The following is a 25082-nucleotide window of genomic DNA, read 5'->3' as shown; positions in this document are numbered from 1 at the left end:
TCACGACCCGGTCCCGGCCGCCCCGCCGGGATACCCAACCACCAGCCCGCGCCACGCCACGACGTCCACACCATCACCAGCACAGACAAACAGAAACCCAACCACAGCAAGAAAACCAAATCCACCAACCCACGACCCCGCCGAACAGGTTAAAACTCAAGCTAGGTCGTGTTTCACCTGGCCGATCGACGGGTCGGCCTGCGCCGCAGCCGGGCGTCCCAACAGGCGCGGTGCCAGTGCCTGCGCTCCTCGACGCTGCCGTAGTCGTCCGCCGGCCACGCCACCACGTGCGGGGTGCCCGGTCTGATCTCGTGATCGCAGCCAGGGCACCGGTATGTCTTGGTGGTCGCGGAGCCGGAGACCGATCGGACGTACCACTCGCCGTCCGGCCCGGCCTCGCTGCGCTGGAGGGACGCCGCACCGCTGAGGCGCGGCTCGTCGCGCTTTGACCGGTTCCGTCGGGGCACAGGCAAGAACTATATTTCCAGGCGTGCCGACCTATGAGTTCAAGTGCCGTGACTGCGCCGACACGTTCGAGGTCAACCGGCCGATGAGCGAGTCCGGGGCGCCCGCCGCTTGCCCGTCGGGCCACACGGACACCGTGAAACTGCTGACCATGGCCGGGCTCGCCGGCTCGTCGTCCGTTCCCGCCCCGGTGGGCGGTGGCGGCGGTGGTGGCTGCTGCGGCGGCGGTTGCTGCGGCTGACGACAGCCCGGTGCCCGTCAGGGGCGGGGCTTGTGGACGGGCTGCACGACCGGCTTGGTGGCGTCGGACTGCCCGTTCTCGTCCGGCTCCGCGGGCTCCCAGTGCTCCTTCGGCGGGCCGCCCGCGGCCTCGGTCTGGGTGACCGACTTGAGGCCCTTGGTCGGTGACTCGTCCGCGGGCCGCTCCTCCGGCAGCGGGTCGAGCACCGGCGTCGCGTTCTCCAGCACGACATCGGCGTCCTGGATCAGGCTGCGGGCCTGACGGAGCTGGTTGGCCACCCGGGTCCGCAGCTGACGCAGCGCGGCGACGCGCTGGGCGGCGTGACTGATCCGGCGGTTGGCCTCTTCGGTCGCCTCGCGGACGCGGCGGTGTGCTTCCTCACTCGCTTCCTGCAACCGGGCCTTGGCCTCGGTGATGGCGTCGTGCCTGCGGCGGTTGGCCTCTTCGGTCGCCTCACGGACCCGGCGCTCGGCTTCGGCCTTGCTCGTCGCCTCCTGCTCGGCCAGCGCACGCATGGACTCCGTGCGGCGTGAGGCCATCGCGATCTCGAAGTCCTCTTCGACCTGGGAACGCCGCTGCGCGGACTCCGCGTCCAGCCGGGCCCGTTCCTCCTCGGCCTTCTTGGTGATGTCGCCGGCTTCCGCGCGTGCCTTGGCCAGCACCTCGCGGTGCTCGGCCTCCATCTCGGCGCGCCGGGTGTCCAGTCCGCGCAGCATTTCCTCGTAACGGGCGCGCAGCGCGTTGGCGTCCGTCTCGGCCTTCGCCCGGATGTGCCCGGCCTCGGCCTCGGCACGGGCCTTGGTCTCGGTCGCCTCGTCCTGCGCGAGCCGCAGCATCCGCTGCAGGCGTTCGCTCAGGCCCTCCAACGTGGTCGGGGGCAGCGACAGCCGCTCGATCTGCCCGCGCATGTCGTCGAGCTCCGAGCGGGCGATCTCCAGTTGGCGCGCCAGATCCGCCGCTTGGGACACCGCCGCGTCGCGGTCGGCGGCGAGCAGGCGCATGTCCCGATCCACCCGTTCCAGGTGCTCGTCGACCTGCGCACGGTTGTAGCCGCGCTTCGCATAGTCGAAACCTGCGCCAAGGGGTACGAGCTCGCGCTCCTCGCCAAGAGCCATGCTCTCAACCTACCGCGAGTGCGATGTCCGCAAACCCACTCCCTGAACCAACGACGAGGACTTGACCGGCCGGCCAACCAAGCGCACCATGAATTCGTAGGGCCTTTCTCCTTCGTGGAGGTGACGCAATGAGCGACATGACGACCCCGGCGCGGGCCTGGACCCGTTGGCAGGACTGGGCGGAGGTGGTGCTCGGCGTGGTCGCGGTGCTCTCGCCGCTCTGGCTGGACACGACGAACCCCGTGACCTGGACCTTGATCATCCTGGGTGCGCTGATCGCGCTGGACGGTCTGTTCTCGCTGGCCATGCCTGGCGTTGTCTACGGCGAGTATGTGCAGATCGTGCTCGGCATCCTGCTCTTCATCTCACCGTGGGTCATGGGCTTCACCGACATGACCGGCGCGATGTGGAGCGCGTTCATCCTCGGCGCGCTGACCCTGATCATGGGCCTGGCCGCGCTGCCGGCCGCCAACACCGCACACCGGGGAATGGCGGGCCAGCACTGAGTTTCGCCTCAACCTTGTTGCGGAGTGCGCGCCGGTCTTGGTGTGATGCCGGTGCGCATTCCGCTTGAAGGGGTTGTTGCCAGTGGCCCGGTCGAAGTCCGGTGACGATCCCTCCGCACGGGAACGGATCCTCACCGCAGCAGAGAAGTTGTTCGCCGAGGCGGGTTTCGACGCGACACCGACCTCCCGGATCGCCGAAGCGGCGCGAGTGCCCAAGGGCCTCGTGCACTACTACTTCCGACGCAAGTCGGACCTGCTGACGGCGCTCATCAAACGACTGCCCGACGAACACATAGAAACCGCCAACGTCGTGGTGCCCGGAGACGTCGCCGCGAGCCTGCGGCGTCTCGTCGCGGAGCTGGACGCCAGACTCAGCGACTCCCGTCTGCTGTCGCACCTCTTGTGGCGTGAAGCGGACACCCACAAGGACGTCCGAGAGGCGCTGCAGGCGCGGTTCCAGACGATCGTCCACCAGGTGAAGGCAGTGATCATCACTGCGGGTGCCGGAACCATCGCGATGGCCGACGTGGACAGCGCGGCCGGCCTGCTCGCCCTCGCGGTCAGCTACCGCCATTCGGTCGCCAGGCACCCCGAGGACACCCCGATGATGGACCGGGAAGTCGACTTCATCGCCGACGCCCTGACCCTGGGCGCGGGCACAAAGGCCTGAAAACCCCTCGTGAGTGTTTATCCGGGTTCTAACACGGATAAACACTCACGAGGGGAGGGTGGGGTCAGACGCCGCGGAAGGTGTTGATGGCCTTGATGTGCTTGGCTCGTTTCTCCTCGTCGCGGACGCCGAGGCCTTCGGCCGGGGCGAGGCAGAGGACGCCGACCTTGCCTTGGTGGGCGTTGCGGTGCACGTCGTACGTCGCCTGGCCGGTCTCCTCCAGCGGGTACACCTTCGACAGGGTCGGGTGGATCTTGCCCTTGGCGATCAGCCGGTTCGCCTCGGACGCCTCACGGTAGTTCGCGAAGTGCGAGCCGATGATGCTCTTCAGGTGCATCCACAGGTATCGGTTGTCGTACTGGTGCATGAAGCCCGACGTCGACGCGCACGTCACGATGGTGCCGCCGCGCTTGGCGACGTAAACGCTTGCGCCGAAGGTTTCCCTGCCGGGGTGCTCGAAGACGATGTCCGGGTCGTCACCGCCGGTCAGCTCACGGATGCGCGCGCCGAACCGCTTCCACTCGCGCGGGTTCTGGGTGTTCTCGTCCGACCAGAACCGGTAGTCCTCCGCGGTCCGGTCGATGATCAGTTCCGCGCCCATCCGGCGGCAGATCTCCGCCTTCTCCGGGCTGGAGACGACACAGACCGGCGTCGCGCCGCCGTTCAGCGCGAACTGCGTCGCGTACGACCCGAGCCCGCCGGAAGCGCCCCAGATCAGCACCGTGTCGCCCTGCTTCATGCCCGCGCCGTTGCGGGACACCAGCTGGCGGTACGCGGTCGAGTTGACCAGGCCCGGTGACGCGGCTTCCTCCCACGTCAGGTGCGCGGGTTTGGGCATCAGCTGGTTCGACTTGACCAGCGCCAGTTCGGCCAGGCCGCCGAAGTTCGTCTCGAAGCCCCAGATCCGCTGTTCCGGGTCGAGCATCGTGTCGTTGTGGCCGTCCGGGTGCTCCAGTTCGACCGACAGGCAGTGCGCCACGACCTCGTCGCCGGGCTTCCACGCGCCGACGCCGGGCCCGGTCCGCAGCACCACGCCGGCGAGGTCGGACCCGACGACGTGGTACGGCAGATCGTGTCGTTTGGCCAATTCCGACGTCTTGCCATAACGGCGCAGGAAAGCGAACGTGTCCAGTGGCTCGAAAATCGAGGTCCACACCGTGTTGTAGTTGATCGCCGACGCCATCACGGCGACCAGCGCCTCGCCGGGACCCAGTTCCGGTGTCGCGACGTCCTCGACGTGCAACGATTTTCGCGGGTCCTTGTCCGCGGTGGCGAGACCGGCGAACATTTCCACTTCGTCCGCGTGCACGGTGACCGCTCGGTAGTGATCCGGCACGTCAAGGCCGCCGACAGCGGCCACGTCACCCGAAAGAATGGCGTCACGGATCTTTTCCACGCCTGACCTCCAACGTCGTGAATTCCCGGAGGTTACCCACGGGTAATCGGAGATCACCACAATTGTGAGACGTGTGCCACCAGTACCGATTCAGGGCTGGTGTGGTTCGACCAATTCGGTCAGCACGCCACCGGCCGACTTGGGGTGGATGAACTGGACCCGGCTGTTTTCCGTGCCGTGTTTCGGCTCGGCGAACAGCAGGTTCAGTCCTTTGCCGCGAACGACGTCCGACGCCTCGTCGACGTCCTCGACCCGGAACGCCAGCTGCTGCAGGCCCGGGCCGCGCTTGTCGAGGAACTTGGCGATGGTGGAGTCCGGCGACAGCGGGGCGAGCAACTGGATGGCGGTGCCGGTGCCGTCGTCGCCCGGTGCGCGCATCATCGCCTCGCGGACGCCTTGCTCTTCGTTGACCTCGGTGTGGGCGAGCACCAGGCCGAGTGTTTCCCGGTAGAACGTGATGGCCTCGTCGAGGTCCGGCACCGCGATGCCGACGTGATCGATCGCGGTGACCTTGGCTGCTGCGGAGTCTTCGGGCATGACGACGAGAGTAAGCATGTCGCGCGAACACCGCGCGACATTTCTGTGGCGTGTACGACACCAAGTGCCACACGGAATCGGTGCAGAGCGATACCCCTGGGTATCGTCAGGTTAACGAGCGCTCGCATCATCTTTGTTGGAGGCTGTTGTGTCCGGTTCCGTCATCGTCGCTGGAGCCCGTACCCCGATGGGGCGGCTGCTCGGCCAGCTCAAGGATTTCTCCGGGACGCAGCTGGGCGGCTTCGCCATCAAGGGCGCGCTCGAGCGGGCGGGCGTGGCCCCCGAGCAGGTCCAGTACGTGATCATGGGCCAGGTGCTGACCGCGGGCGCGGGCCAGATCCCCGCTCGGCAGGCCGCGACCGCCGCGGGCATCCCGATGAACGTGCCCGCGCTGACCGTCAACAAGGTCTGCCTGTCCGGCCTGGACGCGATCGCGTTGGCGGACCAGCTGATCAGGGCCGGTGAGTTCGACATCGTCGTCGCGGGCGGCCAGGAGTCGATGACCCAGGCGCCGCACCTGCTGCCGAAGTCCCGCGGCGGGTTCAAGTACGGCGACGTCACCATGCTCGACCACATGGCGCACGACGGCCTGTTCTGCGCCTTCGACCAGGTCGCCATGGGTGCGTCGACGGAGAAGTACAACTCGCGGTACAGCGTCACGCGTGAGCAGCAGGACGAGTTCGCGGCGCGCTCGCACCAGCGGGCCGCAAACGCGGTCAAGAACGGCCTGTTCGCCGAGGAGATCGTGCCGGTGCAGGTGCCGCAGCGCAAAGGCGACCCGTTGATCGTCGACGGTGACGAGGGCATCCGCGGCGACACCACGGTCGAGACGCTCGCGAAGCTGCGCCCGGCGTTCGCCAGCGACGGCACCATCACCGCCGGTTCGTCCTCGCCGATCTCCGACGGCGCGGCGGCCGTGGTCGTGATGAGCAAGGCCAAGGCCGAGGAGCTGGGGCTGACCTGGCTGGCCGAGATCGGCGCGCACGGCGTCGTCGCGGGCCCGGACGCGAGCCTGCACGAGCAGCCGTCCAACGCGATCAAAGCCGCGCTGGCCAAGGAGAACCTCACCGTCGGAGACCTGGACCTCGTCGAGATCAACGAGGCCTTCGCCGCGGTCGGCCTGGTCTCAGCCGAGCAGCTGGGCATCAGCCCGGACAAGGTGAACGTCAACGGCGGCGCGATCGCGCTCGGCCACCCGATCGGCATGTCCGGTGCCCGGCTCGCGCTGCACCTGGCGCTGGAGCTCAAGCGCCGCGGCGGCGGTGTCGGTGCGGCGGCGTTGTGCGGTGGCGGCGGCCAGGGCGACGCGCTGATCATCCGTGTCCCGAAGCAGTGACATAGGCGAGCTGGTCGATCGCGCGCGGCAGGGACAGCCGCGCGCGATCGCCAGGCTCATCTCGCTCGTCGAGGACGCCAGCCCGCGATTGCGGGAGGTCGCCGCCGCGTTGGCGCCGTTTTCCGGACACGCCAGGGTCATCGGCCTGACCGGACCGCCCGGTGTCGGTAAGTCGACTTCCACGTCGGCATTCGTGACCGCGCTGCGAAAGCGGGGAAAACGCGTCGGCGTGCTCGCGGTCGACCCGTCGTCGCCCTTTTCCGGTGGTGCGTTGCTGGGTGACCGGATCCGAATGCAGGAACACGCCACCGACCCCGGGGTGTTCATCCGTTCCATGGCCACCCGTGGCCATTTGGGTGGCCTTTCCTGGGCGACGCCCCAGGCCCTGCGGGTGCTCGACGCGGCCGGGTTCGACGTCGTGCTGATCGAAACCGTCGGGGTTGGACAGTCCGAAGTGGACGTCGTGTCGCTCGCCGACACCACGGTCGTGCTGCTGGCGCCGGGCATGGGCGACGGCATCCAGGCGGCCAAGGCCGGGATTCTGGAGATCGCCGACGTCTTCGTGGTGAACAAGGCGGACCGGGACGGCGCCGAGGCGACCGTGCGCGACCTGAAGAACATGGTCGCGATGGCGCGCAGGGGAATCGAGGAGGCTTCGTGGCGCCAGCCGATCGTCCGGACCGTAGCGTCCAAAGTGGAGGGTGTGGACGATGCCGTCGCGGCGCTCGACGCACACCACCAGTGGCTGGTGGACCACGGCGGGCTGGAACAACGGCGGCACACGCGGGCGCGCGCCGAGGTCGAGGCGATCGCCGTGGAGGCCGTCCGAGCCGGGTTCACGGGCCGTGGCCAGGACGTCCTCGCCGACCTGGCGAAACGGGTGGCCGCGGGTGACCTGGACCCGTACACGGCGGCCGATCAGCTCGTCGCGGGAATAACCGGGCCGGTCCAGCGGTCGTGAGTCCGCGAGAGGGGACCACCACAGGATGGGAGTCGCTTGATGAAGTTCGGGATTGCCACGTTTGTCACCGACGACGCGATCGGTCCGGCCGACCTGGGGCGTGCCATCGAGGAACGCGGGTTCCACTCCCTGATGGTCGCCGAGCACACCCACATCCCCGCCAGCCGCGCGACCCCGTATCCCGGCGGCGGTGACCTGCCATCGGTCTACTACAAGACCCTCGACCCCTTCGGCACGCTGGCCGCCGCGGCCGCGGTGACCGAGAAGATCCTGCTGTTCACCGGGATCACCCTGCTGATCCAGCGCGACCCGATCACCACCGCCAAGGAGGCCGCGACCGTCGACCTGATCTCGGGCGGACGCTTCGTCTTCGGCGTCGGCGCGGGCTGGAACCTCGAGGAGATGCGCAACCACGGCACCGACCCGTCGACCCGCGGCGCGCTGCTGGACGAGCGGATCGAGGCGGTCAAGGCGCTGTGGACGACCGAACCGGCCGAGTACCACGGCAAGTTCGTCGACTTCGATCCCGTGCACAGCCGCCCCAAGCCGGTCCAGCAGCCGCACCCGCCGATCTTCGTCGGCGGCAACTCCGACGCCACCGTCCGCCGCGTGATCAGGCACGGCGCGGGCTGGATCGCCAACCCCCTGCCTGCCGGCCAGCTCACCAGCCGGGTCGCGCAGATGCGCGACGGCGCGGGCCGGGACGTGCCGCTGGCCGTCTTCGGCGCGCCGAAGGACCTCGACCAGTGGCGGGCCTACCAGGGCATCGGGTTCGAGCACATCGGGCTCTTCCTGCCGTCCAAGCCGCGTGACGAGACGCTGCGGCTGCTCGACGACTTCGCCGAAAAGGTGCGCGAGTTCGGCCAGGGGTAGGGATAACCCCACGTTCGACTCGGGTGTTTGAGCCATTCTCGGACCCGCTCGTCCTCAATAGCGTTGCCGTCATGAACTCACAGGTGATGACGATGATGCCGGCGCTGAGGATGAGCGGGGTCTCCAAGACGTACGGCACCGGTGCCGGCACCGTGCACGCGTTGCGCGACGTCAGCATCGAGCTGCGCCGCGGCACCTTCACCGCGGTGATGGGACCGTCCGGGTCGGGCAAGAGCACGTTCCTGCACTGCGCGGCCGGGCTGGACCGGCCGACCGGCGGGCAGGTCTGGCTGGGGGACGCCGAACTGTCCGGGATGAGCGAGACGCGGCTGACCGTGCTGCGCCGGGAACGGATCGGGTTCGTCTTCCAGGCCTACAACCTGCTCAGCACCTTGACCGTGGAGCAGAACATCACCCTGCCGCTGCGGCTGGCGGGCAAGAACGTCGACCGCGCGCTGCTGATCGACGTGATCCGCGCGGTCGGGCTGAGCGACCGGCTGAACCGGCTGCCGAGCGAGCTCTCCGGCGGCCAGCAGCAGCGTGTCGCCATCGCCAGGGCCCTGGTGACCAGGCCGGACGCCGTGTTCGCGGACGAGCCGACCGGCGCGCTCGACACCAAGACCGCCCGTCAGGTGCTCGAACTGCTGCGGCACGTGGTCAGCGCCATGGGCCAGACGGTCCTGATGGTCACGCACGACCCGGTCGCGGCCTCGTACGCCGACTCGGTGGTCTTCCTGGCCGACGGCCAGTTCGCGGGGGAGATGCGCAGGCCGACGCCGGAGCTCATCGCCGAGCGGATGACGCACCTCGGTGACCGCCGCGCCTCCTGAAAGGGTGTAGCTCGTACCACTGTGCGCGGCCGAGGACCAGGGCACACTCATGGACATGCTGAAGCAGTGGGGGAAGAGCGTCGGATACCTGGCCGCGGTCGGGCTCAGCGCTCCCGTGTCCATGCCGTTGCTCATGCTCCTGCCGATGAGCGGGATCGCGCTGATCGTGGCCGGGCTGGGGTTCGTGCTGTTCCCGATCGCGGTGATGATCATCCGGCTGTGGACCGACGTGCACCGCCATCTGGCCGGCTGGGTCCTGGGGACGCCCGTGCAGCCGCAGTTCCGCCCGCTGACCGGCGGCGTGCTGGCCAGGGTGCGGCAGGTGATCACCGACCAGACCACGTGGCGTGACCTGGCGTGGCTGGTCGCCAACATGGTGCTGGGCTTCGCGTTCGGCATGGTGGGCATGCTGCTCGCGGCGTTCGCGGGGGCGAGCTTGGTGATGCTGTTCTTCTGGTGGGCGATGCCGCCGGGGGAGGCGATCCAGATCCTGAACGTGCCGATCACCGATCTGGGCAGGGCCATCGTGATCGGCGCGCCCACCACCGTCGTCGCGCTCGCCCTGGCGTGGTTCGGCGTGCCGGTGCTGGCCCGGATTCACGCGAGCTTCTCGAAACTGATGCTGTCGCCGTCCAGGCTGGCCGCCCGGGTCGAGCAACTGGCGGAGACCAGGGCGGGCGCGGTCAGCGCGCACGACGCCGAACTGCGCCGGATCGAGCGGGATCTGCACGACGGCACGCAGGCACGGTTGGTGTCCATCGCGATGCGGCTGGGGGTGGCCGAGAAGTCGTTGGACACCAAGGATCCCGTGTCGACGTTGGTCAGGGAGGCGCGGGAGGGCGCCGAACAGGCCATGGGGGAACTGCGGGACGTCATCAGGACGATGTACCCACCGATCCTCGCCGACCGCGGTCTCGACGGGGCGTTGGCCGCGCTCGGCGCGCGCTGCCCGGTGCCCACGGTCGTGGAGACCGAGGACCTGGGCAGCGTGCCCGCCCCGGTCGAGGCGGCGGCGTACTTCGTGGTGGCCGAGGCGTTGACGAACGTGGCCAAGCACAGCCACGCGACCAGCGCGTCCGTGCGGGTCGTCAGGGACGAGTGCGTCCGCATCACCGTGTCCGACAACGGGTTCGGTGGCGTGGACGAGTCCAGGGGGACCGGAATCCTCGGAATGCGACGCCGAGTGGCCGCGCTGGACGGTACCGTGGCCGTCGACAGCCCGATCGGCGGGCCCACGGTGATATCGGTGGAGCTTCCTTGCGCGTCGTGATCGCAGAGGACAACGTCCTGCTGGCGGAAGGCCTGAACCTGCTGCTGCGCACCAGCGGCATCGAGGTCGTGGCCACCGCGGGCGACGGGACGTCCTTTGTCGAAGCGGTGCGCGCACATCGGCCGGACGTGACCATTGTGGACGTCCGGCTGCCGCCGTCGTTCCGGGACGAAGGACTGCGCGCGGCGCTGGTGGTGCGTGCGGAGTTCCCGTCGTTGCCGGTTCTCGTTCTCTCCCAGTACGTGGAAGAGACCTATGCGACGGAGTTGCTGGCCGACGGGCGCGGCGGCGTCGGTTATCTGTTGAAGGACCGCGTGAGCCGCGTGGACGAGTTCGTGGACGCGTTGCGCAGGGTGGCGGACGGCGGAACCGTGATGGACCCCGAAGTGGTCGCCCAGTTGCTGGTGCGCCGCCGCCGGGGGCACGACCCGGTCAGCACGTTGAGCCCGCGGGAGCGCGAAGTGCTCGGGCTGATGGCCGAAGGACACGGCAACAGCGACATCGCGACCAAGCTCGTGGTGACGGAACGGGCCGTGCACAAGCACATCGGGAACATCTTCGCCAAGCTGGACCTGCCGCCGAGCGACGGCGGACACCGCCGCGTGCTCGCGGTCCTGGCCTACCTCAACAGATGACCTAGCCCGGTGGGAGTGTGGCGGCCTGCTGCGCTTCCCAGTCACGCAGGCGCAGTTCGACCGTGGAACCGTCACGCCAGCGCAGGGTCCGGTTGGGCGGGTCGACGTGCGGCCGCGCGGGACCGTCGCCCTGCCACAGGATCGTCACGCGGAACTCGTCCCGCGCGATGCGGATCAGCGCGGACCGGTTGCGGGTCCAGACGAACCAACACGGGTCCACTTCGTATTTCTGGTGCTCGGCTTTGGTCGCGTCGGCGAAGGCCACTCCCATGCCGTTGGCCGGTCCGCTGACCTTGCTGGTGCGGTAGCTGCTGGACGGCCCGTTGCCCAGGATCGCGATCGGTGCCAGGACGATGTCGCGCAACGGCAGCAGAATCCGGCCGAAGAACCACCGGACCGGCTGCCGTCCTTTCACAGACCCGTTGCGGCGACGGCCTTCCACCTCGTACGCCGGGCGGAACGCCTCGATCTCGACGGACAGGGCCGGGCCGTCGTGCCAGACCCGCGCGAAGTGGTCGCGCACGAACGCGTGCCGGTCGGGTACGTGCGTGATCCTGGACCACTCAGTCATCGGCGATTCCTCGGGGCTGCCAGAAGAACCCGTCGAAGATACCCTCCGTGAGGTCCTTGATGTCGAGCCAGTCCTCGGTATTGGTGCTCATCACCGACAACGCGACCAGTGTGGTGCCGTCCGGGTCGGGAATCCAGGCGGTGAGCGAGTGCTGCGTGAGCTCGTAGGTCTCCGCGGGCTCGCCCATGGTGATCTCGCTGTCCTCGCGGGCCTCGACCGTGACCGCGGGGCCCGAATCCAGGTGCACGGTCCGTACGAGACCGGCCTGCCGGCTCTCGTGGACCTCCAGCAAGCCGCTGATCGCGGCCTGGACCGAGGCGTGGCCGGATGCCATCACATAGGCGCTGAGCAGCACCAGAAGTGGCCGTTCGCCGTCGGTGGACCGGAAAATGCCCGCGGAGACGTGTGACGCGCCGCCCGCGGCGGCTCCCGCGCCGACCGACGCGAGGGTGATGGCCGAGGCCACCGCGCCCAGGTCCGGTTCGGGAACCTGGAAGACACCGGCGATCTCGGCCGCCAGGCCACGGAGCCCGTCCTCGGTCAGCTCGCCCAGCGGGATCCGCACGAACTGTTCCGGCAGCACGAGGTTGAACCCACGCGGCTGTCGCATGGTCGTCACCACGGGGAGTGCTCCTTCACCTGCTCCTTGCCCAGACCGATGCCCGTCTTGATGGTGCTGTTGACGGCCGTCCCGGCGATCAGGCCGCCGGTGGAGAACGCGTCGGTGATGTTCACGCCCGGGATCCAGTTCGCCATCTTGACGCCGTTGGCGTGGGTGTAGCGGGCGGCGTTGTACATCGCCTCAGCCGGGTTGGCACGCAATGCGGCCTGCGTGATCGGGGTGAACGTGTCGCTGCCGATCTGCACCACCTTGGCCCCGGCGACCGGGACCCGGGAGACCGCGCCGGTGGTCCGGGCGGCCTGGACGGCGGCGTTCTTGGCGCCCGCGACGACCCGGCCGCCGGGGATCACGCCGATGGCGTCCATCCCGATGCTGGTCCAGGAGACGTCCGCGCCCGCGGCCTTGGCCAGCAGCTTGGTCCCCGCGGCGGCGCCGCTCACCACGGCGGCGGCGGTGGCGGTGACCGCGTTCACGCCGGGGATCCAGCACGTCGCGATGGCCACCACACCCAGGACGTTGCCCACGGCGCTGAGCACGGTGCCGATCTTGGCGATGACGTCGGCGTGCTCCTTGACGAAGTTCCACACGTCGCCGGCGAGTTCCTTGACGCCGTCGACGATGTCGCTGAGCGCCTCCCCGATCCGGTCGAAGAACCCGGGTTCCTCGGGCGCTTCGTCCTTGGCCCTGCGCAGTGCGTCGGCGACCCGGTCGGCCAGTTCCTGATGCTGTTCGAGCAAACGCTTGGCCTGCTCACGGATGGCGGTCAGGTCGTTCTCGGCGTTGGTGAGCTGCTGCTTGGCCTGGTCGAACCGCTGCTGCGCGGTGCGCAGGGCCTCCTCGGTGTCGAACATCTGGCCCGCGAGACCGAGATCCGGGTTGTTCTCGGCGTTCCGCACGGCCTGCAACGCCTTCTTGGCCTGCGCCTCGTAGTCCTGCGCGGTGCGCTGCATGGACTCCAGGTCGGCGGCCCAGTCCTGCAACACTTTGGACGCGTCACCGAGGGAGCGGCGTGCCTTGTCCAGATAGTCCGGAAGTTCCCCGACCTTGCCCTGGAACCCGCTGGCGGCCTCACCTTCCCAGACGCTGCCGCCACGGCCGATGCTCGTGAGCGACGTGTACGCCTCGTTGAGCTCCTTGGCCACAGTGGACATGTTGTCGGCCACACTGGTCACCGAGCCCACGGTGCCGGGGGCCGGGTTGAAGCCGATTGCGGGGTAGCTCACGAGGCACCGCCCATCCTGCGGGAGATCCGCGAGTCGCCCTCACCGGCGGGAAAGTACTCCGAGATGGCCTGTTCGGCCTGCTGGTACTGCTTGCGGGTGGCGCCGAGCCCCTCGACCATCTTGCCCGCGCATTCGGCCAGCTTGCCGATGCCGTACTCCCACCGGTCCTGGAAGGCGTTGCCCGCCTGGTCGACGGTGAGGCTGCCCAGATCACGGGCGGACGAGGCGCGCAGGTTGTCGTTGGCCTTGGTCATCCGTTCCTCGGCCCTGGCCAGCTGATCGATCAACCTGCCCATGCCGCCCAGTTCGAGGCGGTATCCGTCTGGCATCGAACTCCCCGTTCTCGTCGCGTGTGGACTCTGACGCAGTGGCGGCCCGTTTGGATCCACCCTGTCATCCGGATGATCGCGAGCCGGGCAGCCGGGTGTCCCGGAGGTCGTCCGCACCGGACACCAGGCGGCTCGCAGTTCCAGTACCGCGTCAGTGCCGACAAGGCCGCATTTCCGGCGCGGGAGCGCACGTCCGGGCAGCGTTGATTGTCGCGTGCGTTCCAGACGCGAATCCGTCGACTGCGAAATACAATTAGCATGGCTAATTGATCGATCCGCCGCTGCCTCCGCCGCTCGGTCATTTCGCTCTTTCGTGGGCGTTGTCGGGTCCCCGAGACCCACGCGGACCGTTACAGTCTTGGCTATGCTCGTTCACGCAGTGTGTACGACATGCAGAGGTGAGGCCCGATGCCCGAGCGACCAGGCCTGAGTGAGATCCGCCCTGATCAGGTGGACAAGGTCGGCAAGCTCTTCGAGGACTCCGTCGAAGACCTCACGCGGCTCGTCCGCGACGGCCGCCACCAGTTGCGGATGCGGCCGATGGCCGGCGACGAGGTCAGCCTGCGCGCGGCGGAGGGCTTCACCCAGGCGGGCCTGGCTTCCCATGTCGGCGCCTTGGAGCAGTACCGGGACCGGCTGCGGGACATCGCGGACGGGATTCGAGCCGGCGTCGCCGAATACCGGCGGACCGAGACGGGCAACGCCGAGGGAATGCGGAGGACCGAGGGTGTCTAGTTCGCGGCTTGGCGCGGCCGAACCGGTGTTAGTCCTGGCTGGTGGGTGCACTGTGGACACCCCCGGCCACGCCTCGACGCAGCCTCCGTCCGGGCCGTCCCCGACGGCCTCCCGCCAGACCTCCACCGCCACGCACCCGGCGGCCCCACACCCTCGTGCGGGGCAGACCGATTGGGTGAATCAGCGCGAGCGTGTTCCGGCACATCGGCTGAGGAGAATCGCCCCCGGCGAACCGCCGAGCCCGGCCCGCGGCGTCCCCACCTGCGAATTGTTTTCGGGCCGCGCGAACAATGTATTCCGCCGGGCATCAGTACCCGATTCCGGAATCGGAAAATCCGATTCGGACAGGGCATTCGGTCGCGGTGACCACGTAGCCGGCGAGATGGGAGGTGTGCGGTGGGGTGGATCGACGACGTGACGAGTCACCTGGTGTGGCTCGCGAAGTCGCATCAGCGGATGTACGACGACATCCACGGCGGCCTCGGTGCCGGCGCCGCGCAGGGCACCGTCGAGCACTACGACTGTGCCAGCAGGAAGCTGCAGGAGATACACGAACGGATCGAGAGGGGCGTGCGGGAACTGTCCGCCAACTGGTCGGGTACGGCCGCGGCCGGCGCCACGGCGTTGACAAAGGCATCAGCTGACTGGGCGGCAGCGGCGGCGGTCGCGGCGAGCAAGGCGTGCGAGCTGAGCGTGCGGCAGGTGAACGCGTTCGTCGATGCCCGCAACCGGATGCCGGAACCCGTGCCGCTTCCGGACATCTCGCCGAGCGGTGGGTTCCCGGCCGCCAAGCTGACCGCCGACTTCGTGCGGGCCAAGGAGCGCGCCGACGCCGCGCACCAGGAGGCCGCGCGGGTGATGACCGGCTACCAGACTTCGACGAACCAGCACCTCGGCTCGCTGCCGGAGTATCCGCCGCTGACCACCTTGGCCACTGTCGCCGCCACGGACACACCCGGCGGGCACCCTCGTGGCGGGCCGGTCCCCGGGCCGCGGCCGCCGGTCGGGCAACGTGCCGTGGCCCAGCCGCCACCCGGTGTCCCGCCGCAGCAGCAAGCGACTCCAGCACAGGCAGAACCCATTCCGGTGACCGGCGAGGACAGATACTGACGTGGGCGCGATCCGACTTTCCGCGACGGCGTTCCTCGTGCTGACCGAGCGCCTGGGTGTCCGGGTGCCCTCGGCTGTCTGGCTCGTGCCGGACGGCCTGGGGCCCGACCGGATCAACGACGCGTCAGCGGAGTTAAGCCGCCTGGAACTGGTCGACGAGTGGGGTGACGTCGACGAAAGCCTGGCCGGGCGGTTGCGGCTGTTCGATCAGGCGACCCGGATCGTCGACGTGGTCGCGCACGTCGACGGCCCGGCGAACGCGGTGCTGGTCGCGACCGAGCGGCGTGCGGTGCTGGTCATCAACCGTGGGCAGCAGGTGCTGATCCGGCGCGCGACGGCGCAGAGCCTGAGCGATCAGGCGGTCCGGCTTCTGCCTGACACCTCACCTGGTTACGGCCGTTCGGTGTCCCTGCCGACCGAGACTCTGCGGAAGGCCGCCGCCGAGGCCGGTGACGACACGCGCGAGCTCCAAGCAGCACTCCAGCGTCTGGGGGTGGGCAGCAGCGACGCGCGCATGATCGCCGTGATGAACGAGTCCCCAGTGGACACCGCCCAGTTCGGTGTCACGGTCAAGCGGCGCCGGGGCCAGCGTGTCATCGGGTGGTGGCGCACCGAGTCCGGCGGCTATCTCACCGAGGAGCACATCAGTCCGTCGGGTGAGCCGTGGACGACGATCGCACCCACCGACGCGGCGCGCCTGGCCCGCCAGATCGACAGGGTGCTTTTCGAATGACCGGTGCCGGGGTAGGCGCACCCCCGGTGGCAGATCAGCACTTCCCGCGCTCGTCCGGGCGGAGATCGACGTCCGCCCTGGCCGAAACCACACCCAGCGCAGACCGGCGCGGGTGAAACGGTCCAACAGAACCAGCGCGAGAACAAGCCGGGTATGCCATGCGGTGAAGCATGGCGTACCCAGCTCGGATCAGGCCGGCCTCAGCACTTCGTCTTGTAGAAGAACTCCGCCTTCTTGTCCATGTCCTCTTTGGTCAGTGCGACCAGCGGCGCGGAGATGTTGCGCTGCACGGACTTGCCCTCGACGGCCGCGATCGCCTGCTGGACGCCGGTCCGGCCGATCATGCCGGGGTCCTGCGCGATCAGGGCCTGGAACGCCCCGGCGCGCAGGCCTTCCACCTCCGACGGGCTGGCGTCGAAACCGACCAGCTGGACCTGGCCGACCTTGCCCGCGCTCCGCAGCCCGGTCGCGGCGCCCTCGCCGGTGTTCAGGTTCGTCGCGAACACGCCGACCAGGTCCGGCGTGCTGGAGATCGCCGCGGTCACCTTCTGGGCCGCCACCGAGGGCTCGTTCTCGGTGAACTGGATCCCGATCGACTTCAGGTTCGGCGCCGAATTCTTCAGTTCCTCCTCGAAGCCCTTGGCCCGCGCGGCCGTGGTCGACGTGCCCGCCTTGGTGTCCAGGACGAGCACCGAACCGGTCTTGCCGCTGGTCAGCTTCGCCATCGTCTGGGCGGCGAGCCGGCCGCCCTGGGCGTTGTCCGACGAGATCGACGAGACGGCGATGCCGGTGTCCTGCAACGCGGTGTCCACTTCGATCACTTTGACGCCCATGTCCTTGATCTGCTTCATCTGGGGCGCCATGGTCTTGTCGTCGGTCGGTGCGATCAGCAGCGCGGCGGGCTTCTTCGCGCCCAGTGCCGTCACGATCGGGGCCTGCAGCGTCGGGTCGAACTTGTCCGGCGCCTGGGTGGTGATCGTGTAACCCGCTTCCTTCGCGGCGGCTTCCGCGCCGCACTGCATGGAGATGTAGAACGGCTCGTTCTTCACGCCCACAACAAGGTCAAGGTTCTTGTTGGCGGGCGTCGCGCCGCCGGTCTGGGCCGGCGTGTCGTTGTTCTGCCCGATCTGCCCGCCGCATCCCGCCACCAGCGCACCCGTGGCGAGCACCAGCATGAGTGTCCTCGTTGACACCACAACCTCCAATTATCGCTTGTTCTGGGAGCGACGGCGTTGCTGGTCGAACCACACGGCCGCGACCAGGACCGCGCCGACCGCGATCATCTGCCAGTACGGCTGGACGCCGATGATATTGAAGCCCTTCTGCAGCACCGCCGGGATGAACACGCCGATCACCGTGCCGAGGATCGTGCCGATCCCGCCGAACAGGCTCGTGCCGCCCATCACCACACCGGCGATGGCGTTGAGGTTGTCCGTGGTGTGCCCGGAGATCGTGGTCGACTGGAAGTACGCCAGCGACATGAAACCCGCGATCCCGGCCAGAAAACCGGTGAGCAGGTAGACGTTCGTCAGGTGCCGGGTCACGCCGATGCCCGCCCGCCGTGCGGCTTCCGGGTTGGAGCCGATCGCGAACGTGTACCGGCCGAACCGGGTGGTGTGCAGGACGAGGCCGAAGATCACCGTGATCACCACCGCGACGACGACCAGGTTCGGGATGTTGCCCTCCAGCGTGCCGAAGCCGAGGCTGTCCCGCAGTTCCAACGGAACCGTGCGCACGTTCGTGCCGTCGTTGAGCAGCGAGGCCACGCCCAGTGCGGCGCCGAGCGTGCCGAGCGTGACGATCAACGGCGGGATGTTGGCCCGTGCCACGAGCAGACCGTTGATCAGGCCCCACAGCGAACCGCCCGCGATCGCCACCACCAGCCCGGCGGTGATCACGCCCCAGCCCGCGTTGCTGGCGTCCTGACCAGGGCTCATCCACTCCATCGTCTTCGCGGAGATCATGCCCGCGAAGATCAGCACCGAGCCGACCGACAGGTCGATGCCGCCGGTGATGATCACGAACGTCATCCCGACCGCGATCACCAGCAGCACCGCGGTCTCGATGAACAGCTGCTGGAAGTTGAAGAACGTCAGGAACGACTCCGGCGCGATCGCGCTGAACACCACGATGAGCGCCAGCAGCACAAGCGCGATCCAGAAGGTGTTGGCGGACAACAACCGGGCGCCTAACGACCGCCGTTCCGCGGTGGGCAGGCCGTCCAAAGTGGTCATGCCGCGTCCTCCTGGGTCAACGCGCCCGTCATCGCGCCGACGAGGTCCTCCAGCGAGGCTTCGGCGGCGGTGAACCGTGCGACACGACGCCCGAGCCGCAGCACCTCGACCCGGTCGGACACCGAGAGCACCTCGGGCATGTTGTGGCTGATCAGCACGACGGCCATGCCCTCGTCGCGCACACGTTTGATCACGTCGAGCACCTTTTCCCGTTGCACCACACCGAGTGCGGCGGTGGGCTCGTCCATGAACACGACCTTGCTCGCCCACACGACCGAACGCGCGACCGCGACGCTTTGGCGTTGCCCACCGGAAAGCGCTCCGATCGGCACGTCGATGCTCTGCAGCGTCACGCCGAGCCGGGTGAACTCGTCGGCGGCACGCCTGCGCATCTCCGCCTTGTCCAGCACGCCGAACTTGCCGAGCAGGCCCTTGCGGCGGATCTCCCTGCCCAGGAACAGGTTCGCGGCCGGGTCGAGATCCGGTGCGACGGCGAGGTCCTGGTACACGGTCTCGATGCCGAGCCTGCGCGCGGTCACCGGCGAGTCGAGCGTCACCGGCTGTCCGTCGAGCAGGATCGTGCCCGAGTCGGGGATCTCCGCGCCGGACAGGCACTTGACCAAGGTCGACTTGCCCGCGCCGTTGTCGCCGATCAGTGCGACCACTTCACCTTGGCCCACTTCGAACGACGCGCCACGCAGTGCTTCGACCGAACCATAGTGCTTGACTATGTTCTGCGCCTGCAGGACAGGTGTCACAACGTTACCTCCGGTGGCAGGCAACGGATCGCCACGAGCTCGCCGTCCACTGTGGCCGGACCGGCGGCGTGCGGGAACACGTACGTATCGCCCTTGTTCACCGCCACCTCGCCGCTTTCGGTCCGGATCGTGCCCGACCCCTCCAGTGCGACGAGGATCGAGAACGACGCGTCCAGCGACGCGCCACCACGAATCCGTTGCGCACGGAAGAACCCTGCCGCGTCCGGGCCAAGGAGGTCGGTCACCGGCGACGCGTCCTCGGCGTGCCGCACGATCTGCTTGAGCCGGTCCGCGTCCCACCTGGAACGGTCCACGCAGTCGAGCACCACGTCGTAGCCGAAGCCGAGGTGTCCACCGGCCTCCGAGTCGAGGAAGTCCTTCCACTCCAACGTGACCGACAGGTCGGTCGGCTGCTGTAGTTCGACGATGAACACGCCAGCGCCGATCGCGTGCGGCAACCCGGCGGGCACAAAAACCGTGTCGCCCGGCCGGACCGTGACGGTGTTCAAGGCGCCGAGCATCGCCGAAGTGTCCTGTTCGGCCACCCAGTCGGCCACCGTGGAGCCGGAAAGGTCCTCCCGGAATCCGATGTGGACGTCGCCGCCGTCCGCCGGTGTGCCGACGATGATCCACGCCTCGGTCTTGCCGAAGTGGGAACCCATGTGCCGCTGCGCGAACGCGTCCGACGGGTGGCAGTGCACCGGCAGCCGCTGCCCGGCGTCCAGCAGTTTCACCAGCACGGCGGGATCGCCGCCGAAGCGTGCCGAATGTGCCTTGCCCAGCCAGTTCTCCGGGTTCTCCCGCACGGCGTCCCGCAGCCACTGGCCGTTGGCGAGCATGGTCAGGCCGGCGGTCTCCTGGCCGTACCTCGTGGTGGTCGACCCGACCCAGTCCTCCGGGCCGTGGTCCGTCCGTGCGTTGCCGACCCCTCTGAGCGCCTCGATCGATTCCCCGCCTGCGTAGAACTGCATGGGCTGGTTGGCAGGCAGCCACACCGGGCTTACTCCGGTTGCGACGTCTGGGCTGTTCAAGGTCGTACCTCTCCCGATCCCCGAGGGATGATGTTGGCCGGCAGCACGATCCTGCGCGGCGGTGACGTGTCGCCCTCCATCCGGGCGAACAACAACTCGGCGGCGGCCCGGCCCATCGCGGCGATGTCGTGCGCCAGCACGGTGACCGGCGGGGCGAGCAGATCGGCCAGTTCGAAGTCGTCGAAACCGGCCACGGCGGGACGCGCGTCGAGCGTGCTCAGGGCACGCAACACCATGATGGTGATCCGGTTGTTGCCGGTGATCAGCGCGGTCGCCGGATCGGCGCCGGAGAGCAAGCGGCGGACGGAACTCGCCACCGCGGCGTCGGTGTGCGGCCCCATCACGACGAGCGACTCGTCGTAACGGATGCCCGCCTTCGCGCATCCTTCGCGGAAACCTCGTAACCGCTCACTGGCGGTGAAGATGTCGGGTGCGTCGCCGAGGAAGGCGATCCGGCTGTGGCCGTACCGGGCCAGGTGATCGACCATCGCGGCGGTGCCGCCAAGGTTGTCCACCAGCACGGTGTCGGCCACGACATCGCCAGCGGGCCGGTCGACGAACACGACCGGAGTTCCCGCGCGCATCTCGGGCACGAGATAACCGTGCTGCATCCCGGCGGGCACGACGATCAGCCCGTCGACCCGGCGTGAGCAGAACTCCAGCGCCAGCTCTCGTTCCCTGGCCGGGTCCTCGGCGGACGAACCGGTCAGCACCTGGCGCCCGAACGCCCGGGCGACCTCCTCGACGGCCCTGGTCAGCACGGAGTAGAAGGGGTTGCCGACGTCCTCGAGGACAAGCCCGATGGTCCCGGTGGACATCCCCCGCCGAAGATTGCGGGCACCGAGGTTCCGGCGGAAACCCAGCTGTTCGATCGCGGCCAGCACCCGTTCCGCGGTGTCGGGATGGACACCGGGCTCGTCGTTGACCACCCTGGACACGGTCTTGATGCTCACCCCGGCAAGCCGGGCGACATCACTCATGGTCGCCCGCCGAACCTTGCGAGTCCCTGGTTCCGACAACGTTGTCATGGTGGCGCTGAGTATCACATGAGCAACAACGAAGAACAAGCGAGCGAAGCGAGCGCGTGAGTCGGTGACATGTGACCGCGCGTGTCTGCCTTTGCGGCGCGTGAGTTGCTCCGTCCGCGGCGCACGGAGAGAAGAAAGCACGCTGGAAGCGAGTCGGATGGAGAACTCACGCCAAGCCGCAAAGGCGGACACGCGGTAATTCACCCAACCCAGCCCGGCTGAGACAGGCAGGAAGCGCATCGAAGGTGCCGCAAGCACATCGGAGGTGCCGCAAAGCGCATCTCACGGTGCCGGAGTGGTGGACACGGGGTGCCGGAGTGGTGGACACGGGGTGCCGGAGTGGTGGACACGGGTGGTGGCGGGCGAGGTGAGGGGTGGGTTAGCGCGTTTGGGGTAACTGGGGCGGGCTGGATGGGCTGAGATCTGGTGAAGGGTTGACGAAGCCCGCCACGCTGCGCAGTGTGGCCGACACGAACGGTTGATAGCGACAAGGTTGTCAGTCAATCCGGGAGGCGATCGGCCACATGTCACGCAGAAGATGGTTGGCAGCGACGGTGACCCTGGGGGTCGCGTGGGGCGTGGTCAGCGCCCCGGTCGCGACAGGTCAGCCGCGGACCGCCGTCGAGGATCTAGCACAGTTCGTGAACCCCTACGTCGGCACCAAGCCCGGCGGACCCGACCACGGCACGGGCGGCGGTGCCGGCAACACCTTCCCTGGGGCCGTGGTGCCGTTCGGCATGGTGCAGTGGAGTCCGGACACCGTGACCCACCAGCACGGGGGATATTTCCACGACGACAATCGGATCAAGGGCTTCAGCCTGACGCACCTGTCCGGCGCCGGGTGCAGCACGTACCAGGACATCCCGTTCATGCCGTTCGTCGGCCAGGTGACCACGTCCCCGGCGACGGACCCGGCCAGGTACATCGCGAAGTTCAACCGTGCCAACGAGACGGCGACGCCCGGGCGCTACGGGGTGACGCTGGACTCCGGCGCCGGGGTCGAACTCACCGCGACCCAGCGCACGGGCGTCGGCCGCCTGCGGTTCCCGGCGGGCGCGATGTCGACGTTGCTGGTCAACACGTCAGGATCGGTCGCGGGCACGGACGACGCCGAGACCGTCATCGGTACCGACACCATCAGCGGGTGGGCCACGAGCGGCAAGTTCTGCGGTGTGGACCACCGCTACCGCGTCTACTTCCACGCGCAGTTCGACCGGCCCTTCGAGTCGGTCGGTACCTGGAAGAACGGCACGGTCACGCACGGCAAACGAGCCGAAAGGGGTGGCGCGCCGCCGAAGGTCGACCTCGAAGCCGTGGACGCGCCGAAGACCGCTGAGCGGGCCGGGAAGCCGCGGCCGGTCGCACCACTCGACACCACGGTGTCCGGGCCAGGCTCGGGCGGGTTCGTCACGTTCGACTCCTTCGAGTCGGACACCGTGAACGTCCGAGTGGGACTCTCGTTCGTGTCGATCGACGGCGCGAAGGGCAACCTCAATGCCGAGAACGGCACCTTCGAGCAGGTCAGGGACAACGCACGGGCCGCGTGGAACGCGAAGCTCAACCAGATCCAGGTCAAGGGCGGCACGACCGACGAGCGGACCACGTTCTACACCGCGCTCTACCACTCCTTGATCCAGCCCAACGTCTTCTCCGACGCGGACGGCAGATACGCCGGGTTCGACGGTCGCGTCCACACCACGGACCGGCCCGTCTACACCAACTTCTCCGGCTGGGACGTCTACCGCTCACAGTTCCAACTGCTGTCCCTGCTGGCGCCTGAGGAAGCGTCGGACATCGCCCGGTCGATGATGCTGTACGCCGAGCAAGGCGGGGCATGGGACCGCTGGACGGTCGCCAACGGCTACACCGGCGTGATGAACGGCGACCCGTACCACATCATCGTGTCGACCGCGTATGCCTTCGGCGCCAAGGACTTCGACGCGGCCAAGGCCCTCCTGCTGATGCTGCGCGGGGCGACACAGCCGACGCAGGGCTACATCGAGCGCCCTGGCCTTGAGGACTACCAGGAACTGGGCTACATCCCGATGGGCTCGCCGAACGTCTGGGGAGCGGCCGCGACCACCCTGGAGTACACCAGCGCGGACTTCGCGATCGCCGAACTGGCCCGCAGGCTCGGCGACGGCGCGACCTGGAGCACGTTCATGAAACGCGCCCAGAACTGGCAGAACCTCTACAACCCGGCCAACGGTTATCTGAACCCGCGCAACAAGGACGGCTCGTTCATGCAGCCGTTCAACCCGGCCAGTGGCGACGGCTGGGTCGAAGGCAACGGCGCGCAATACGCCTGGATGGTCCCGTACAACCCGAGTGGCCTGTTCACCGCGATGGGCGGGAACGCGACCGTGATCAACAGGTTGGACACGTTCTTCACGGAGCTCAACGCGGGTCCCGGCAAACCGTTCGCCTTCATGGGCAACGAGCCGAACTCGCACGTCACCTGGCTGTACAACTACGCCGGGGCGCCGGAGAAGACCCAGGCGATCACTCGTAAGGTGCTGACGGAGTTGTACAGCCCCAAGGAGAACGGCCTGGTCGGCAACGACGACCTCGGCCAGTTGTCCTCGTGGTACGTCTGGGCCGCGATGGGCATGTACCCGATGATCCCGGGCCGCGCCGAACTGGTCCTGAATGGACCGTTGTTCGAGGAGATCGTGGTCACCCGGCCCGCCGGTGCCAAGCTGACCATCCGCGGCGCGGGCGCGGGCGCGAAGTCGCCGTACGTCACCGGCCTGCTCTTCAACGGACGCCCGTCGAGCCGGACCTGGCTGCCGGAGTCCTTTGTGGAGCGTGGCGGCACGGTGGACTTCACCATGTCCGCGACTCCGTCGGCGTGGGGCAGCGGGCCTGGCGACGCGCCGCCCTCGTTCCGGGACGGCGAGGTCGGGCAGCGCGGGTACGTCTCCCCGTCACGGATCGTGCTTCCCGCAGGCACCACGGGCTTCGTCGAGATCGGCGCGCAGGACTTCTCCGGCGACGGCGCACGGCTGACGTGGACCGCGCCGGGACCGCCCGGGATCTCGGTGATCCCCGGCGGGAGCGAGTTGATCGTCCCGCCGGGAGCCAAGGCGGGCAGGTCGGTCGCGGTTCGTGCCGAGCCCGGCACGCCGGAGGCCACCTACCAAGTGGTGGTGCGGTTCAACGGTCCGCAGGGACCACTGCAGAGCGCGACGCTGCAGATCCTCGTCGCACAGCCCGACAGCCTGCGGGCGGCCTACAACAACGTAGGAATCTCCCCGGACAACGCGATGTCCGTGGCGAACTTCGACAACGTCGGGTTCAGCTACTCGGCCAACGCCCTGTCCAACGCGGGGCTGAAACCCGGCGGAACCGTCACAGTGGACGGTTTGCCGCATACCTGGCCGCTCACCGAGGTCGGCGAACCGGACAACGTGATCGCCTCCGGGCAGACGGTGAACGTCCAGGCGGCTGCCGGGGCGACCAAGCTGGCCTTTCTCGGCAGCGCGGCGAACGGCACGGCGTCCGGCACCTTGACGATCACCTACACCGACGGATCCACGCAGCAGGCCCAGATCGGCTTCTCGGACTGGACGCTGGGCGGTGGCGGGCAACAGCCGTCGTTCGGCAACCGAATCGCGGTGACGTCCTCGTACCGCAACTCGGTGAACGGGTCGTCCCAGGGCCTGAACACCTACGTGTTCGCGACCGAGCCCATCGCGCTCGATCCGTCCAAACAGGTCAGGAGCGTGACGCTGCCGTCGTCGGTGTCCGGCGGCACCTTGCACGTGTTCACGGTGTCCGTCGGGTAGGCCGAACGGCCTAACCGGACGGCTGATATTCGTATCGAGTGGCCCGCCTCGCGAGATTTCGCCCGCGAGGCGGGCTACCTTGCGT

The 25082-nt window shown here is 68.4% G+C and carries 26 protein-coding genes; 13 read left to right on the top strand and 13 right to left on the bottom strand.

Annotated features, from left to right (window positions below; genetic code table 11):
* Window positions 1–173: 173 nt before the first annotated feature.
* Window positions 174–467 (bottom strand): Rv1322 family protein, encoded by a 294-nt coding sequence (locus GC106_RS29810; protein WP_173137490.1) that lies wholly within the window; start codon window positions 465–467, stop codon window positions 174–176.
* Between the two features lie 23 nt (window positions 468–490).
* Here GC106_RS29810 and GC106_RS29805 point away from each other — a divergent pair, with 23 nt between their 5' ends.
* On the top strand, window positions 491–706 hold the full coding sequence (locus GC106_RS29805; RefSeq protein ID WP_173137488.1) for an FmdB family zinc ribbon protein: 216 nt from the start codon (window positions 491–493) through the stop codon (window positions 704–706).
* Between the two features lie 17 nt (window positions 707–723).
* Here the strand turns inward: GC106_RS29805 and GC106_RS29800 are convergent, their stop codons facing one another.
* Complete coding sequence (locus GC106_RS29800; protein WP_246366851.1) at window positions 724–1821, bottom strand: chromosome segregation protein; 1098 nt, start codon at window positions 1819–1821, stop codon at window positions 724–726.
* Between the two features lie 128 nt (window positions 1822–1949).
* On the opposite strand from GC106_RS29800, the gene GC106_RS29795 reads away from it, so the two are divergent.
* A complete protein-coding gene (locus tag GC106_RS29795) occupies window positions 1950–2327 on the top strand; it encodes an SPW repeat protein (protein ID WP_173137486.1) in 378 nt (125 codons plus the stop codon).
* 82 nt (window positions 2328–2409) lie between these two features.
* Window positions 2410–2997 carry a TetR/AcrR family transcriptional regulator gene (locus GC106_RS29790; protein ID WP_173137484.1) on the top strand — a complete coding sequence of 196 codons (588 nt, stop codon included), beginning with the start codon at window positions 2410–2412 and terminating at the stop codon, window positions 2995–2997.
* A 64-nt stretch (window positions 2998–3061) separates the two neighbouring features.
* Here GC106_RS29790 and ccrA read toward each other — a convergent pair whose 3' ends face one another.
* Both ccrA and mce read right to left on the bottom strand, forming a co-directional pair.
* A complete protein-coding gene (ccrA, locus tag GC106_RS29785; protein WP_173137482.1) occupies window positions 3062–4393 on the bottom strand; it encodes a crotonyl-CoA carboxylase/reductase in 1332 nt (443 codons plus the stop codon).
* A 90-nt stretch (window positions 4394–4483) separates the two neighbouring features.
* Entirely contained in the window at window positions 4484–4930 is a 447-nt protein-coding gene (mce, locus tag GC106_RS29780; protein WP_173137480.1) for a methylmalonyl-CoA epimerase, read from the bottom strand.
* A gap of 148 nt (window positions 4931–5078) precedes the next feature.
* On the opposite strand from mce, the gene GC106_RS29775 reads away from it, so the two are divergent.
* The 6 genes from GC106_RS29775 (at window position 5079) to GC106_RS29750 (ending at window position 10835) form a co-directional block, all read left to right on the top strand.
* Entirely contained in the window at window positions 5079–6266 is a 1188-nt protein-coding gene (locus tag GC106_RS29775) for an acetyl-CoA C-acetyltransferase (RefSeq protein ID WP_173137478.1), read from the top strand.
* The gene (meaB, locus tag GC106_RS29770; protein WP_173137476.1) at window positions 6250–7227 is read left to right on the top strand and encodes a methylmalonyl Co-A mutase-associated GTPase MeaB; all 978 of its coding nucleotides are present in this window, start codon (window positions 6250–6252) and stop codon (window positions 7225–7227) included. Before GC106_RS29775 ends, meaB begins: the two co-directional genes overlap by 17 nt.
* A gap of 39 nt (window positions 7228–7266) precedes the next feature.
* Window positions 7267–8100: an LLM class F420-dependent oxidoreductase gene (locus GC106_RS29765; RefSeq protein WP_173137474.1), complete on the top strand. Its 834-nt coding sequence runs from the start codon at window positions 7267–7269 to the stop codon at window positions 8098–8100.
* A 71-nt stretch (window positions 8101–8171) separates the two neighbouring features.
* Window positions 8172–8930, top strand: coding sequence for an ABC transporter ATP-binding protein (locus GC106_RS29760; RefSeq protein ID WP_246366850.1), 759 nt, complete (start codon window positions 8172–8174; stop codon window positions 8928–8930).
* A gap of 55 nt (window positions 8931–8985) precedes the next feature.
* Window positions 8986–10200, top strand: a complete 1215-nt coding sequence (locus GC106_RS29755) for a sensor histidine kinase (protein WP_173137473.1) — start codon at window positions 8986–8988, stop codon at window positions 10198–10200.
* On the top strand, window positions 10188–10835 hold the full coding sequence (locus GC106_RS29750; protein WP_173137471.1) for a response regulator: 648 nt from the start codon (window positions 10188–10190) through the stop codon (window positions 10833–10835). Before GC106_RS29755 ends, GC106_RS29750 begins: the two co-directional genes overlap by 13 nt.
* Before the next feature lies 1 nt (window position 10836).
* Here the strand turns inward: GC106_RS29750 and GC106_RS29745 are convergent, their stop codons facing one another.
* The 4 genes from GC106_RS29745 to GC106_RS29730 are packed head-to-tail and all read right to left on the bottom strand — an operon-like array spanning window position 10837 to window position 13580.
* Window positions 10837–11406, bottom strand: coding sequence for a hypothetical protein (locus tag GC106_RS29745; protein WP_173137469.1), 570 nt, complete (start codon window positions 11404–11406; stop codon window positions 10837–10839).
* A complete protein-coding gene (locus GC106_RS29740; protein ID WP_173137467.1) occupies window positions 11399–12016 on the bottom strand; it encodes a hypothetical protein in 618 nt (205 codons plus the stop codon). The genes GC106_RS29745 and GC106_RS29740 overlap by 8 nt, the downstream gene beginning before the upstream one ends.
* A 5-nt stretch (window positions 12017–12021) precedes the next feature.
* Window positions 12022–13251, bottom strand: coding sequence for a flagellar export protein FliJ (locus tag GC106_RS29735; protein ID WP_173137465.1), 1230 nt, complete (start codon window positions 13249–13251; stop codon window positions 12022–12024).
* A complete protein-coding gene (locus GC106_RS29730; RefSeq protein ID WP_173137463.1) occupies window positions 13248–13580 on the bottom strand; it encodes a DUF6317 family protein in 333 nt (110 codons plus the stop codon). Before GC106_RS29730 ends, GC106_RS29735 begins: the two co-directional genes overlap by 4 nt.
* 408 nt (window positions 13581–13988) lie before the next feature.
* Here GC106_RS29730 and GC106_RS29725 point away from each other — a divergent pair, with 408 nt between their 5' ends.
* The 3 genes from GC106_RS29725 to GC106_RS29715 all read left to right on the top strand — a co-directional run bounded on the left by GC106_RS29725 (window position 13989) and on the right by GC106_RS29715 (window position 16158).
* A complete protein-coding gene (locus tag GC106_RS29725; protein ID WP_173137461.1) occupies window positions 13989–14315 on the top strand; it encodes a PE domain-containing protein in 327 nt (108 codons plus the stop codon).
* A gap of 396 nt (window positions 14316–14711) precedes the next feature.
* A complete protein-coding gene (locus GC106_RS29720) occupies window positions 14712–15425 on the top strand; it encodes a hypothetical protein (protein ID WP_173137453.1) in 714 nt (237 codons plus the stop codon).
* Window position 15426: 1 nt separating this feature from the next.
* The gene (locus GC106_RS29715; RefSeq protein ID WP_173137451.1) at window positions 15427–16158 is read left to right on the top strand and encodes an ESX secretion-associated protein EspG; all 732 of its coding nucleotides are present in this window, start codon (window positions 15427–15429) and stop codon (window positions 16156–16158) included.
* A gap of 200 nt (window positions 16159–16358) precedes the next feature.
* Here the strand turns inward: GC106_RS29715 and GC106_RS29710 are convergent, their stop codons facing one another.
* Genes GC106_RS29710 through GC106_RS29690 form a run of 5 tightly spaced genes read right to left on the bottom strand, consistent with a single transcriptional unit; the run spans window position 16359 to window position 21161 of the window.
* Window positions 16359–17333, bottom strand: coding sequence for an ABC transporter substrate-binding protein (locus GC106_RS29710; protein ID WP_173137525.1), 975 nt, complete (start codon window positions 17331–17333; stop codon window positions 16359–16361).
* A 30-nt stretch (window positions 17334–17363) separates the two neighbouring features.
* Window positions 17364–18392 (bottom strand): ABC transporter permease, encoded by a 1029-nt coding sequence (locus GC106_RS29705; RefSeq protein WP_173137449.1) that lies wholly within the window; start codon window positions 18390–18392, stop codon window positions 17364–17366.
* On the bottom strand, window positions 18389–19150 hold the full coding sequence (locus GC106_RS29700; protein ID WP_173137447.1) for an ATP-binding cassette domain-containing protein: 762 nt from the start codon (window positions 19148–19150) through the stop codon (window positions 18389–18391). Before GC106_RS29700 ends, GC106_RS29705 begins: the two co-directional genes overlap by 4 nt.
* Window positions 19147–20121, bottom strand: a complete 975-nt coding sequence (locus GC106_RS29695; RefSeq protein WP_173137445.1) for a class I mannose-6-phosphate isomerase — start codon at window positions 20119–20121, stop codon at window positions 19147–19149. The genes GC106_RS29700 and GC106_RS29695 overlap by 4 nt, the downstream gene beginning before the upstream one ends.
* A gap of 56 nt (window positions 20122–20177) precedes the next feature.
* Window positions 20178–21161 carry a LacI family DNA-binding transcriptional regulator gene (locus tag GC106_RS29690; protein ID WP_173137443.1) on the bottom strand — a complete coding sequence of 328 codons (984 nt, stop codon included), beginning with the start codon at window positions 21159–21161 and terminating at the stop codon, window positions 20178–20180.
* 602 nt (window positions 21162–21763) lie between these two features.
* Here GC106_RS29690 and GC106_RS29685 point away from each other — a divergent pair.
* Window positions 21764–24997 carry a GH92 family glycosyl hydrolase gene (locus GC106_RS29685; protein WP_312872950.1) on the top strand — a complete coding sequence of 1078 codons (3234 nt, stop codon included), beginning with the start codon at window positions 21764–21766 and terminating at the stop codon, window positions 24995–24997.
* Window positions 24998–25082: the final 85 nt, after the last annotated feature.

The sequence above is a fragment of the Kibdelosporangium persicum genome (genome assembly GCF_013280595.1).
Lineage (GTDB): Bacteria > Actinomycetota > Actinomycetes > Mycobacteriales > Pseudonocardiaceae > Kibdelosporangium > Kibdelosporangium persicum.
Note: the sequence above shows the minus strand (reverse complement) of the source record. Positions and strands in the feature narration are given on the sequence as shown.

Excerpts from the sequence above, each read along its gene's own strand:
- GC106_RS29800 (WP_246366851.1), bottom strand. The coding sequence starts at position 1,821 with ATGGCTCTTGGCGAGGAGCGCGAGCTCGTACCCCTTGGCGCAGGTTTC.
- GC106_RS29795 (WP_173137486.1), top strand. The coding sequence starts at position 1,950 with ATGAGCGACATGACGACCCCGGCGCGGGCCTGGACCCGTTGGCAGGAC.
- mce (WP_173137480.1), bottom strand. The coding sequence starts at position 4,930 with ATGCCCGAAGACTCCGCAGCAGCCAAGGTCACCGCGATCGATCACGTC.
- GC106_RS29765 (WP_173137474.1), top strand. The coding sequence starts at position 7,267 with ATGAAGTTCGGGATTGCCACGTTTGTCACCGACGACGCGATCGGTCCG.
- GC106_RS29760 (WP_246366850.1), top strand. The coding sequence starts at position 8,172 with ATGAACTCACAGGTGATGACGATGATGCCGGCGCTGAGGATGAGCGGG.
- GC106_RS29755 (WP_173137473.1), top strand. The coding sequence starts at position 8,986 with ATGCTGAAGCAGTGGGGGAAGAGCGTCGGATACCTGGCCGCGGTCGGG.
- GC106_RS29745 (WP_173137469.1), bottom strand. The coding sequence starts at position 11,406 with ATGACTGAGTGGTCCAGGATCACGCACGTACCCGACCGGCACGCGTTC.
- GC106_RS29740 (WP_173137467.1), bottom strand. The coding sequence starts at position 12,016 with ATGCGACAGCCGCGTGGGTTCAACCTCGTGCTGCCGGAACAGTTCGTG.
- GC106_RS29730 (WP_173137463.1), bottom strand. The coding sequence starts at position 13,580 with ATGCCAGACGGATACCGCCTCGAACTGGGCGGCATGGGCAGGTTGATC.
- GC106_RS29725 (WP_173137461.1), top strand. The coding sequence starts at position 13,989 with ATGCCCGAGCGACCAGGCCTGAGTGAGATCCGCCCTGATCAGGTGGAC.
- GC106_RS29710 (WP_173137525.1), bottom strand. The coding sequence starts at position 17,333 with ATGCTGGTGCTCGCCACGGGTGCGCTGGTGGCGGGATGCGGCGGGCAG.
- GC106_RS29705 (WP_173137449.1), bottom strand. The coding sequence starts at position 18,392 with ATGACCACTTTGGACGGCCTGCCCACCGCGGAACGGCGGTCGTTAGGC.
- GC106_RS29695 (WP_173137445.1), bottom strand. The coding sequence starts at position 20,121 with ATGCAGTTCTACGCAGGCGGGGAATCGATCGAGGCGCTCAGAGGGGTC.
- GC106_RS29690 (WP_173137443.1), bottom strand. The coding sequence starts at position 21,161 with ATGAGTGATGTCGCCCGGCTTGCCGGGGTGAGCATCAAGACCGTGTCC.